This window comes from Candidatus Nitrospira neomarina (genome assembly GCF_032051675.1).
Taxonomy (GTDB): Bacteria; Nitrospirota; Nitrospiria; order Nitrospirales; family UBA8639; genus Nitrospira_E; species Nitrospira_E neomarina.
Window position 1 is genome coordinate 3480623 of sequence record NZ_CP116968.1, and the last position, 13362, is coordinate 3493984.

Genomic DNA, 13362 nt, shown 5'->3' on the forward strand with positions numbered 1-13362 from the left:
TGGGTTGACCTCACGCCATGCAATTAGTCATTTATCACACAACAAAACACGTCACCTTCTACACAGACACAACAGTCAGATCTATCATGGTTGTACGTCAATCCTGGCAGGCTGTTTGCTTAGTGACCCCATCCTGAAAATATCACAGATTCAGATGGCAAAATGGCTACAGTTATGAATTCGAAACAGGTATCAAAAATTCTGTTAATCCAGGCACTGGAACAATCAGACCCACAAGGACGATATATTTCACACTCCACCAGACAGCGAGCCAGCCAACACGCAAAAAAAAGCTCGCCCCACGAACCACCCTTATCAGCAGAGAGTTCTATCCAATTTTTCACCAATCGAGCGGAATCCCTCTGGAATTTTCTTTCCACTTCTTACCCCATGATCACTGAATCGTTTCGAGGCGCTCAGGCTACAATTCCATATACCATCGTGGCGATACCGGCCTTTGTTGTCGGCCTGTTTATCAATGGGCTCGGAACGACTCAACGAGTCAATCTCTTAAACTTTCCACTCTTGATTCTGCTTTTGTGGAATGTGGGAACCTATGCGGGTACCATTCTGCCGCCGCTTCTGGGAAAAGACCTAACCGGGCCACTTCTCCGTCACCTGGCCAAAGGATTTGCCACCGCGACGGAATGGTTAGGGAAAGGACCATGGCCAAAATTTGCTTTACCTGGAGGTGCGGAAAGAGAATGGATTCTTCAATCTTCCGAACGATTTATGAATCTGTGGTGGAGACACTGGCATCCCGTCATTATCAGTCGCGTTCGTCATCTGCTGCATATTGGATCAGCCTGTCTGGCGCTAGGCATCATCTTCAGTATGTACGTCCGTGGACTAGTTTTAGATTATCAAGCCACGTGGGAAAGCACCTTCTTGTCAGCAGCACAGGTGCATATGGTCTTAAACGGACTCTTGGGACCAGCAGCCTGGCTCCTGGGTTTTCCCTTTCCATCAGCTGAGGACATTGCACGTCTTCAAGCTCCCGGCCAGGGCTCTGCTGCTCAGTGGATTCACATGTGGGCACTGACGGCCTTTGTGAGTATCGTCATACCTCGGGTAACCCTGGCCTGGCTATCCGCACGATTCGCCCACAAAGCCGCGAAATCTTTCACGCTCCCTCTCGATGAGCCGTATTATCTACAGCTGCTGAGTACTGAACGCGGACAAGGCATCCAAATTGATATTGTGCCGTATAGTTATCAACCTTCTCCGGCCGCTTTAGATTGCGTGGGACAATGCCTTCTGGATCTCATTGGCAATCAGGCCACCTTGCATTGGAGAGACCCACTTCCTTATGGACGGACATGCCTTACCTCGTTGCAGGCAACCGCCTCACCTCAAACGGTGGTTCTTCTCTGTAATTTGGCGCAAACCCCGGAAGCGGAGGTGCACGGCGAACTCTTTCACATGGTTCAAGCCTCAATTGAATCCTCTAATGGACAACATCATTTACTCATTGTTCTGGACCAGGAGCCCTATCGGCACCTTGCTAATCAGACACAAATGAGAGAACGTCAACAAACCTGGCAACGTCTCGCCAACGACTACCATCTACAAATCGTGGCCTTCGATGCCAAAGATACATCCCGCGACCAGCTTCTGGAGAAGGCCCAAGCGGCTTTGTGGCCTCCCAAAAGGTGAGATGTCATGACGGCCCTTTCTTCCTCTATCACGCTTTCACTCATTTCCCATACCAATATCGGGAAGACCACCTTGGCCCGCACTCTGTTGCGTCGCGACGTCGGACAGGTGCTCGATCAGGCCCATGTCACGCTTCAAAATGAACAATTTGTATTGCTGGAGACTTCTGATGGCTCCCGACTCAACTTGTGGGACACCCCAGGCTTTGGTAATAGCCACAAGCTTTTGGATCGCCTTCAAGGACTCAGCAACCCGATTGGGTGGATGGTGTCTCAAGTCTGGGACCGTATAGCAGACAAACCGTTTTGGTGCAGTCAGCAAGCGATCCGTAACGTCAGGGATGAAGCCGACGTGGTGTTATACCTCGTCAATGCGACAGAAGACCCATCCATGGCGGGCTATCTTCAACCTGAACTCGATCTCCTCACTTGGCTGAATAAACCCGTCATCCTGTTAGTGAATCAAACCGGTCTGATCGATCCACAACAACAGCGACAATTGGAATCCCTTTGGAAACAACACTGGGTTAATCATGGCGTCATTAAAGACGTGATGAGCTTGGACGCCTTTACGCGTTGCTGGGTTCAGGAAGGTGTGTTATGGGATCACGTCACTCAGGTCCTGCCATCGGAAAAACTCCCCACGATGGAAAAATTAGGAAAGGCCTGGTATGCCACCCACCGGCAAATTTTTGACACATCCATGACCCATCTCACTCAACTTTTGATCGAGACCGCCATGGATGGAGAATGCCTTCCCCAAGAGTCTACGGGCTTCTCGAAAAGGCCGCAAATCCAAAATGCGATTCAGGCACTGGACCAACGTTTAGCACAACGCATCTCAGGCGTCACCGCAGATCTTATTGAGTTACATGGGTTAACCGGCGATGCCGCGCACACACTCAAATCCAGGATTGAAGATGTGACCGTGCCAGGTGAAAAAAAACCGTGGGAAGAAGAAACGTTCTGGGGAGCACTGGCCAGTGGCGCGGCAGCCGGATTGGCTTCGGACTTAGCCACGGGAGGACTCTCTCATGGCGCCTTTACCATTGGAGGAGCGATCCTTGGAGCATTCGCCGAACGGACCTATGCCAAAAGTCAGGAAACAGGCAATTCCAATCGGATTTCCTGGGTCCCTGCCTTTCTTGACCGGCAAACGCGGGATGCCTTGTTACGCTATTTAGCGGTGACTCATTGCGGGAGGGGACGGGGAGATTACACGGACCCAAGAGAGTTTCCCGTTTTTTGGCAACGCGCCGCCGAAAACGTTCTTGAACAACAAAAAGACGCTCTACACCAAATGTGGAAACTGGCCAGATCGCCGCAACCCACAACCGCCACTACGGATCACATCCAGACCAATCTCGTTTCTCTACTCTCAAGAATGAGTCAGGAAATTTTAGGCCAATTTTATCCCGAAGCCAAAGGTTGGTTAGAAAAATCTCCGGGCTAGCATCTTCCGTTTATCCGGTCCACCCTTTACAAAATTATCGAGTCCATAAGGGGGAAACAAATGATATGTCTTTTTCTGAGGAGTCGGAGCAAGGCTCTCTTCTTGTATGAGCTCAAGGCGATTATGGAAATTTGCCAACCACTGACAGCCCATGAACACTTAACGCCCTACCGTTTGTATCGGAATTACGGCATTCATGAACCTCAACCGTCTCTTTTCAATACCATCCGGACTACCGCTTCAGATTTGACTTAAAAATTTGACGCTGCCTGCTGTTGGACGCCACAGTGGTGGGTTCGGTCGCATGCACAAACATGGCCATTCGACGGGGGCTCAAGTAGGCCAGGGCAGGCAGGGGTATATCCTTCACATGGAGGGCTTGTTTAATTTCCAACTCAGGCTCTTGTGCCAAATTGACCAGCATCCCATCGTTTCGGCAGATCCAGGGCGCATACAACAACACCGTCGGTCGGGTGGGTTGATGAATATCGATCAATGACACGACCCCCAGAAATCCATCCGATAGTTCCACCAGGCTCCCCGGTGGATAGACCCCAATGGCCTGCACCAGGGCTTGCACGACTCCCGGGCAGAATCTGGACGATTCTCCCTTCATCACCACGTGGCGAAAGAGTCGGGACAACGCGGCATGAGGGGTGAGACTTGTTTGTAGATCAGGAGCATTGCAGAGTTCATCATAATGGTCCGCAACCATCACGATTTTTGTCGACAATGAAAGGCCGTCCACTCTCATACCATTCGGAAACCCCGAACCATCCAGTCGTTCATGATGGCGTTCAATCATTTCCAATACTGCTGGACTGGTATCCGGAAAGCATGCCATCAGCTGCCGTCCTACCTCCGGATGTCGCTGACTCAGCTCCGGGTCCGATTGAATTTTCATACCAACCGCACTGAATCGTACGTTCATGGGTAACGCGCGATAACCCACATCGTGGAACAACGCTCCACGCCCAAGCTCAAGTAATCCCTCGACTTCCAAACCCAACTGACGGCCGATGAGGAGGGAGAGGGTGCACACGTTGAGGGCATGTTCAGACAGGCCCCACGTGGCCCCGTTACTGCCGACCACATCGATTAACGACATCGCCGTCTTGGGATGTTGTATGGCCGTGATAATACTCGTGATCATGGCATCCGCGGTTTTCCGTCCGGACTGCCGGCGATCACTCAGTTGCCGGAACAATTCATTCCCCTGTCCCAGAGTTTTTTGATATGCCCCTTCGATCTTACGCAGGTGATTTTGAAATTCATGGTAATCCTGTCGCCGGTCCAGGATTGTGGATAGGGAAGATTCTTTGATCAGTGGTTCGTCGTCTTCCGGGTGATCGAATGTTGAATCGGAAATGACCTCCGAGTCTTCCTCCCTACTTACGCTCTCCTCATGATCCAGAGGCCGCCGGTTTTCATCCGGAACATCCTCAACATCGAACGAGGCCGACCGTTCGGGGTCTTGGAGAATGACGACATTTTTGAGCGCTTGAATGGTCGCCAGATCATCAGCGGATTTGATTTGAAAGGTATTCGTGGGAAAAGGATGGCTGAACCAGGACCCTTCGAGTTTGACAAACGTCCCGACGCGAAGATCCCGGGTATCTTCAACTTTAAAGAACGGCATAGAACAATCTCATTTTCAGCTATAAAGCAAAACATCCATCTGGGGAATGGCTACAATTATGGGTAAGCAGAAAGCTCCATGCTTTTTCGGAATATTTTCCTTATTGGTTAAGGCTTGACACCTATCGACTGTAAATAAATCATTTCCCTTTCATGCCGAGTGAGCCTCATCACACCAACCTGCCCCTTTTTTAGGCTCAGTTTCCGTTACCCAAGTCTTTTCTTGGATCCATGTCCCCTTTCGGGTAGACTTTGTTTCGAATCGTTTTTGACAGCCCTCTCAGGAGACACAAACGATGCAGGCTTCTCCCATCGCTCCCACCAATCTTCCAGATACTATTCCCGAGGCCTTTTTTGCACTCACGGCCATAGCCCCCGATCAAGTGGTCATGCAAATAAAAGAAGGGGAGAGGTATCGACAACACACGTATGGGGAAGTGTCACTGCTCATTCGGGGATTGGCGGGAAGTCTTCATGAACACGGACTTGGTCCGGGCCACCGTGTCGCACTCGTGGCTGAAAATCGTCCGGAATGGGTGATTGCTCATCTCAGCATCCTCACCGTCGGCGCCACAGCCGTTCCACTGGATATTCACATGCCACAGGAGCAACTGCTGTCCTTCCTCACCACTTCCAATAGTCGGCTCGTCTTCGTCAGCTCAAAAACCGTGGCCTTAATACAAGGCCTTCCCACCACGATCACCGTCGTGAACATGGATCCCGCTACCACATCTACCCACCTGTCCATGAAAGATCTCATATCACAAGGACAGCAGAAACCGTCCGTCGATAGGCGAATAAACCCTGACGACGTGGCTTCGTTGCTCTATACCTCTGGCACCACCAAAAAACCCAAAGGCGTGCTACTCACCCACCGCAACTTTATGGCCAACGCCAAAGACATTATGGGGAAAGATTTAGCGGGCCCGGAAGACAATTTTTTAGTAATGCTCCCTCTGCACCACGCCTATCCCTTTATGATTGCCTACCTTGTTCCCATTCTCCTGGGCGCCAGAATGACCTTCTTATCTTCACTCAAGGGACCGGATCTAGTGCAATGTCTTCAGGAGACCGGCGTCACGATCGTCGTGGGTGTCCCCCAAATTTTTTCCATGATTCGTCGGTCAATATTTGAAGAACTCGCCCGGCGTCCCGCGTTCGTCCGTCCGCTCATCACGCTTCTACTCGGCCTGTCAGATTTTGTGAGAACCCATACCCGATGGAACCCTGGACGCCGTGTCTTTACCCCTGTTCACCGCCGATTTGGTTCCTCGCTTCGGCTTCTGTGCTCCGGCGGAGCCAAACTTGATCCACAAATCTCGAAAGACTTAGGGAACCTTGGATTTACCATTCGGGAAGGATACGGGCTCACTGAAACGGCGCCCGTGATTGCCTTCAGTTCCTTGTCTCGACTGAAACCGGGTTCCGTCGGTCCACCACTCGCCAGCGTCGAGGTGCGAATCGATCAGCCGAACGAAGAAGGAATAGGAGAAGTGGTGGTACGAGGGCCCAATGTGATGAAGGGCTATGACCAAGCACCGGCAGAAACGGCAGAGGCTATTCGTGATGGATGGTTTTTTACCGGAGATCTGGGCTATCTGGACTCCGACGGATACCTGTTTCTCACCGGACGGATCAAGGAACTGATCGTCACACCTGGAGGAAAAAACATTCTTCCCGAAGAATTGGAAGAGGCGTACCAACAGAATCCGGCGATCGCGGAACTTTGTATCCTTGGACTCCCCCGCCCTGGGGAGGAAGGCGAATATCTTCATGCCGTGGTCGTCCCCAATTTTGATTATTTACGAGACCACAAAATTCATGATTCCGCCACTTACATCAAAGATGCGCTGAATAGTGTCGCGGCAACTCTTCCCTCCTACAAACGAATCAGTGGTGTGACCTTCATCAAAGATCCCCTTCCACGCACGCGCTTAGGGAAGATCCAGCGACATCTTGTCCGGGCCATGACGCAATCTAAGCAGACTGCCGTTGAACCCGCACCGGAGCAAGAACCTGAGACCGACCAGGAGATTCGCCAAACAACCATCGGCCAAGTGGTTATCCAAACCCTTGTCGGGCTGATTTCAGCCGACCGCGCCCTACGATTGGACGACCACCTGGATCTGGACTTGGGATTCGACTCCTTGAAACGCGTCGAATTTCAAGCAGCCCTCGAAAACCGGTTGGGAGCGGTCCCGGAAACGTTCATGGGAGAAGTCGTGACGGTGCGTGATGTCATTACCAAGCTCATAGCCCTCCAGCAAACTCCCGTTGAGGACACAGAAACCACCTCCTCCTGGCATCAGATCTTCGAAACCCCACTCCCTCCAGCCCTGAAAAGGACCGTTCTCGCTCCGCTTTCCCGAGGGAATAAAATCATCGGGCAGACAGGCATGGCTATTGTCGGAACCCTCTCCCGTCTAGCCTTTCCATTGACCGTCAAAGGCATCACACATCTGCCCAAGGAGGGACCTTTTATCCTGGCGGCCAACCATCTGAGTTTTGTTGATCCCTTTATTATTTTGGCGACCGTCCCACCATCCACCTTTTCACAACTTTACACTCTTGGCTGGGAACCGTTTTTTCGATCACCTTTTCGTCGATGGGTCGCGCGCGTGGGTCATGTGATTCCCGTGGGACCGGAGACGCCCCTGGTCAATGTCCTCAAAGCCTCAGTCGCCCTTCTCCGGAAGGGGAAAAGTCTCCTGATTTTTCCCGAAGGGGAACGGAGCCTTGACGGGCAGCTCCTTCCCTTCAAGAAAGGTCTCGGGGTTCTTGCCTGTGAATTACACATTCCAATTATCCCGGTTAAAATCGAAGGAAGTTTTCAGGTCTGGCCCCCCGATGCCAAAACACCTCAACGTCATCCCATTTCCCTCACCTTTGGGGAAGGGCAAACCTTCACCCCATCCATGGTTGAAACATGGACAACCAGAGGGGAAGACCCCTATTCAGCAGCAACCCAGTTAATCCGTGAGGCAGTGGCATCTCTTTAACAATTGGGTGGAATCTTTCAACACATCCCGCCTCACCATGGCATTTAAATATCTTACGCCTTTTTCCCATTAAGAGAGGATTCTACCGATCAAAGAAAAAATCAGCTCATTGTGATTGTTGCTCCAGCACCGGAAAAACAACGGTGGCAATGGCCAACAACTCTTTGACAATCCTTCCAGATTTTTCTAAGGTGAAATGTGAAATTTCCATGGAAAAACGTGTTCACAAATATTAAAAGGAGGCATCATGAGCGACCATCGCATTCATGACAAACATCCCCACACACACGGTCCCGATTGTGGCCATACCGTTATCCGGCACCAAGACCATCAGGATTACCTTCATGATGGACATCTGCATTTCCCGCACGATGAACACGTGGATGAACACACCTTGGCTGTAGGGACTGTGAATCCCGCTGATTGTACCCCCAACCACGATTGCGAGGCCCATGAGTCCTCCCATCGCCATGGGCCTACATGCGGGCATCAAACGGTTCCGCACAGCGACCATATCGACTATCTGGTTGACGGCCATTTGCATTTTCCGCACGGCGCTCATTGCGATAACCATGGCATGGTCCAAGTGGGTTAACTGCTTCACCGAATCAGTCCCGCCTGCCAGATAATGCAGGCGGGACGCATACACGCCAGATGCCTGGACAACCATTGTGTCACCGCAGCCATCCAATTTGCGGTGCGCATCGCCTGACATCACTGGCCATTTTGACGGCAAGTTCATACGCTTGAATGACAGCCTCTTCACCATTCATGACACATCCTCACAGAAACGGTCATATGAAAATACGAACGCCAATAACTGTAGCCTGACTTTCCCCCTTTCAGCCGCACATTTCATCAAGCAAATGGCAGAACGACCGGTTCGCTACCTGCAGGACGTCAAGAGCAAAAGAAGAACCCCTTTCATAGAAGCCTTCTGAATGTGAAGGAACACCATATAGTGACTTGGGAATCAGCCACCATCGAATTTTGATGATCAGCCCATTTTCGCTCCCGTTCTGATTTTGACATACGGTGGATGGCATGCGGAGCATGTGAGTCGGCGAAAACGAAAGGTATAGGAGCTACGCTGGCGCGAGTTTCAACAGCCCGGGAAAACCCTACGCACAATCTTGCTGGGCACACATTTCGATCGTGAATGCTGATGACGAGTCTGCACAAAATATTGATGGGAGTGTGATGAAAGAAAACAATCTGAAAACGGGGATTACGGACATCACCACAATTCTGGCGAGTAAACTCTTCACACACCAAACAGAAGCCGGAAGAAATTTCACACCGTCCGGAACGACAAAGTCACATTCGGCCTGTCATGAATCCAGAACCTCCCGAAGAGTCCACGCGAGATCCTTGATCAACAGCGGCTTTAAAAGAAAAGCACGAATCCCCATGGCTTTGGCCTTTTCCGAGGTCATACTGTGACTAAACCCCGTACACAGGATAATAGGCACGTCCGGTCTAAGTTCTAACAATTGACGCGCAAGAGCTTCGCCGGTGATATGCGGCATCGTTTGATCGGTCACAACCGCATCAAATCGAAAGGGATCGGCCCGAAAAGTTTCCAGAGCTTCAACGCTACTCATGCGCACTATAACCTCATACCCCAACCCCTTCATGGCCTCCTCCCCAAGCCTGGCGAGGGGCACCTCATCTTCCACAAAAAGTATATGCCCTCGGCCCTTGAACACTTCTTGTGGCAATGGAGGATTTTCCTCTGGATAACTCGTGGCCGCCATCTCCGGAAAATAAATGCTAAACAGCGTTCCCTGTCCAGGTTCACTCTCCACCTTAATAACACCGCCATAACTGATGACGATTCCATGGACCACGGCCAAGCCCATTCCCGTCCCTTCACCGACCCTCTTCGTGGTAAAGAAGGGATCAAAGATACGTTGGACGACATCCGGAGTCATACCTGTTCCGGTATCACGAACCGTCAGACATACATAGGCACCTCCCTTTAGATCAGGATGTGCGCCAATCCCATCAGGTTCACCAATCACACTCTCCAACTTCAATTCAAGAACACCTCCGCTTCCCCGCATGGCGTATTCGGCGTTGGCACACAGGTTCATCAACACCTGATGCATTTGGATAGGATCTCCTAATATGATCGAGGTCGCCTCAGTGAAATGTTGCCGAATGTCGATGGTCGCCGGGAACGTGGCACGAAGGAATTTGCCAATTTCCTTGACCAACAGTTGAAGGTCAAGCGGCTGCTGGATTTGCTCGGTTTGCCGACTGAATGTCAAAATTTGCTGAACCAATTCCTTGGCGCGCTGCCCAGCTACCAACACCTCATCAAGATTCCTTTGGGCTTTGATATTTTCCCTGGCACTCTGTTTGGCAAGTTCCGTATAACCAATGATCGCCATAAGAATGTTATTGAAATCATGGGCAATACCACCTGCCAAGGTCCCAATCGCTTCCATTTTTTGAGATTGGCGAACCTGATTTTCCAACTGCTTTAATTGAGTGATATCTGTGTTGGATCCAAACCATTTCACCACCTGCCCCTCTGAATTAAAAACAGGAAGAGCCCGCCCGAGATGCCATCGGAAAGCATGGTCTGACCCCCGCAATAGCCGAAATTCGATTTCGTAGGGTTGGTTGGTTTCACGTGCCCTGGCCCAGCAATCCAGACATCCAGGTAGATCATCCGGATGCAGAAATTGCTGCCACCCATGACCGATCATCTCTTCAAAGGATGAACCGAAATACTCGAGAACCCGTGGATTGACATAATCTAAAGACCCATCAGGGCATGCCGTCCATACCTGCTGAGGAATCGCTTCATTTAAAAGTCTGAACCGCTCTTCACTCTCCTGAAGAACGGTTTCTGCCTGCTTCGTCTGCGTTATATTAAAGATGACTCCACGCAATTTCACAGGCTGACCACGTTCCACCACCACGGTCACCAGATCTCTTAGCCAGATCATCTCCCCATTCTTCCTGAGAAATCGGTATTCTATTTCATAGTTCTTTTTCTTGAGAATGGCTTCCCTGCTATATTCCATCACCCGGTTTTTGTCAGCCTCATGAAGACGACCCCAGAAAAAATCGTGATTTTCCAACCATTCATTTATGGGATACCCCAACAGGCGCTCCGCCTGTTGACTAACAAAGGTGATCCGATAAGAAGGCAACTCACACTCCCACACAATCCCCTCCAGTGAATCGACTAAGGTCAAAAACTCCGCTCTCGATTTATTAAACGCCTCTTCCGTTTGCTTGCGCTCGGAAATATCTCGAAAAGTGACGACCGCTCCTGTCAGATTCCCATCCTGCCAAATTGGGGTGCTGGTATAGTCCACCGGGAAACTGGTGCCGTCTTTGCGCCACAAGACTTCATCTTCTACCTGCCGAGTAACTCCGTCCGAATAGACCGCATACATAGGGCAGGTTTCACGGGGATAAAGAGAACCATCGGACTTAGAATGATGGACGGTTCCATGCATAAGGGATCCAATGAGCTCCTGGGGGTCATACCCCAACATTTTTGCCCCAGCCGGATTGACAAAGGTCGTCCGACCCTCAAGATCTAATCCATAGATCCCGTCACCTGCCGATGACAGGATCAGTTCATTCTGACGGGACAACCGCTGAGCCTGCTCCTCTGACTTTTTCCGTTCCGTAATATCGTGGGTGACCGCTAAATGTTCCACTTCATTCGTGATGGGATTTTTGAATGGCACCGCATAGGTTTCTATCCAACTTCTGGTGCCTTTGAGGCTCTGGACCTCAAATTGAAGGGTCTGTTTCTTCCCCTGTATCACCTCGTGATGCATCTGCTTAAAGGCATCCAGATGCTCAGGCACGACGAGGTCAAAGACGGAACATCCAAGCACCTCCTCGGCATTTGTCGCTTCGATTAAATCCAACCCCGCAGGATTGATGTGGAGCAGGGTTCCATCGGCGGCAACCCGTTTAATGCAACCTGGCCCCATTTCAAAAATAAGGTGTAACAACGTTTCACGTTCTGTCCGTTCCAATTCTGCCTGCTTCTGCTCAGTAATATCCTCTGAAATTCCTAAAAGATATTCAGGGGTTCCCTGACCATCTAAGATCGGAATTTTTTTGGTATGCAGATACCGTGTCCCATGAGATTGGGTGTGAATGACCTCCTCCGGGATATTAATCAGGGTTTTACCGGACAAGACTTCTCGATCTTTCCTGGTATAAAAGTCTGCTTCCGATTTGGGGAACAAATCGTGATCGGTTTTCCCGATCATCGCTTCCTTGGAATAGCCAATGAGCTTTTCTCCGGCTTGATTGAAGCGGATAAAGCGGAGATCTTTGGCATCTTTAACAAAAATCATATGCGGGAGATTATCCACAATGGAGGTCAAAAAGCGTTGACTATCCTGCAAATGGATCTCTGCCTGTTTCCTGGTGGTGATATCTTGAACGATGCCGAGCATTCGTTGGTGGAGACCATCCTGATCTTTAACAAGCTGCCCCTTGCAGGCGATCCACCGGACCTCCCCGGTTGGCCACACAATTCGATGCTCGACTTCATAAGGCGCCCCGGTCTCCAGCGTTCTCCCAATGATGTCTTTAAGCATCGGGCGATCATCTGGATGAATGCAGTTTTCGTAAGCCTCAAATGTTTCATCAAACATCCCATGGGCCAACCCGAAGAGCCCGGCAACTTCCTCCGAGCAGATAAGATGACCGGTCGGAATATGCCAGTCCCAAATCCCCATATTTCCCGCCTTCAAGGCCAACGTCAGCCGTTGCTCACTTTCGGAAAGCAAGGCTTGCGTACGTTGCTGTTCGATCTGGCGTTTCGATTCACTGGAGGTGAGCGCCTTTTCCGCCTGCGCAGCTTTCCAAGTCAAATCCTTGGCCGCAACCGCGCGATGCACCATCTCAACCACCTCCTGCCGGTCATAGGGTTTGATCAAGTGGGCAAATGCATGATGTTGCAGAGTGAGAATTTTTTCTTTTTGATCGCCATGCGCCGTAAGAATGACCACAGGAAGGGTGGGATCCTGTCCATACAACCGTTGAAGGACAATGAGACCATCAAGGTCAGGCAGACCTAAATCGAGGATGACGGCACTATAGGAATGAACGGGAGACACTCGACGTAACGCTTCCCTTCCGGTCTCCACGGTCTCAACCTGATACCCTTCACTTTCCAGCAGATCACTCAAGGCGAGACAAATGTCCACCTCGTCATCCACAACAAGGATAGTGGGTGTGGTGGTTCTCAGAGCCTCCATCTTTTCCCCTTTTCTTTCCTCATTTTCTGCCAAAAATATCCTTCAGCCGGGAAGTGTGGCCGGAATCGTGGAGGTATTGTACGCCATTTGAAGAAAGGGTCAAACCCATTGGCTCTATCAGGCATCTATTTTTCTCTTGCGGGTTTCCCTAACCATGACCCCCTTAACATGAATAAAACCAATGGTCTGGCAAAATTTGGCACCGGATGAGGATGACAGTCGGTGACCAGAGGGAGAAGGATGGCGTCAGGATTTATGGGAGATCATGATTGTGGATGCGTATTTTTTGAGGACCAACTTGCCGATGCAGGAGGCACTCTTTGCCCAACGCCCCTCGCAAGATTCTTAAACATTCACAAAAATTGCGT

Annotated in this window: 6 protein-coding genes; 4 read left to right on the forward strand and 2 right to left on the reverse strand. The window is 50.6% G+C overall.

Features of this window, described 5'->3' with window-relative positions:
* Positions 1–174: 174 nt before the first annotated feature.
* Both PQG83_RS14975 and PQG83_RS14980 read left to right on the forward strand, forming a co-directional pair.
* A complete protein-coding gene (locus tag PQG83_RS14975) occupies positions 175–1656 on the forward strand; it encodes a DUF2868 domain-containing protein (protein ID WP_312742659.1) in 1482 nt (493 codons plus the stop codon).
* Between the two features lie 6 nt (positions 1657–1662).
* Positions 1663–3108 carry a DUF3482 domain-containing protein gene (locus tag PQG83_RS14980; protein WP_312742662.1) on the forward strand — a complete coding sequence of 482 codons (1446 nt, stop codon included), beginning with the start codon at positions 1663–1665 and terminating at the stop codon, positions 3106–3108.
* 232 nt (positions 3109–3340) lie between these two features.
* Here the strand turns inward: PQG83_RS14980 and PQG83_RS14985 are convergent, their stop codons facing one another.
* Complete coding sequence (locus PQG83_RS14985) at positions 3341–4747, reverse strand: cyclic di-GMP phosphodiesterase (protein ID WP_312742665.1); 1407 nt, start codon at positions 4745–4747, stop codon at positions 3341–3343.
* 295 nt (positions 4748–5042) lie between these two features.
* On the opposite strand from PQG83_RS14985, the gene PQG83_RS14990 reads away from it, so the two are divergent.
* Both PQG83_RS14990 and PQG83_RS21040 read left to right on the forward strand, forming a co-directional pair.
* Positions 5043–7745: an AMP-binding protein gene (locus PQG83_RS14990; RefSeq protein WP_312742667.1), complete on the forward strand. Its 2703-nt coding sequence runs from the start codon at positions 5043–5045 to the stop codon at positions 7743–7745.
* 247 nt (positions 7746–7992) lie between these two features.
* Positions 7993–8340: a hypothetical protein gene (locus tag PQG83_RS21040; RefSeq protein ID WP_376753533.1), complete on the forward strand. Its 348-nt coding sequence runs from the start codon at positions 7993–7995 to the stop codon at positions 8338–8340.
* A 736-nt stretch (positions 8341–9076) separates the two neighbouring features.
* On the opposite strand, the gene PQG83_RS15000 is transcribed toward PQG83_RS21040, so the two are convergent.
* On the reverse strand, positions 9077–12994 hold the full coding sequence (locus tag PQG83_RS15000) for a PAS domain S-box protein (RefSeq protein WP_312742670.1): 3918 nt from the start codon (positions 12992–12994) through the stop codon (positions 9077–9079).
* Positions 12995–13362 lie beyond the last annotated feature (368 nt).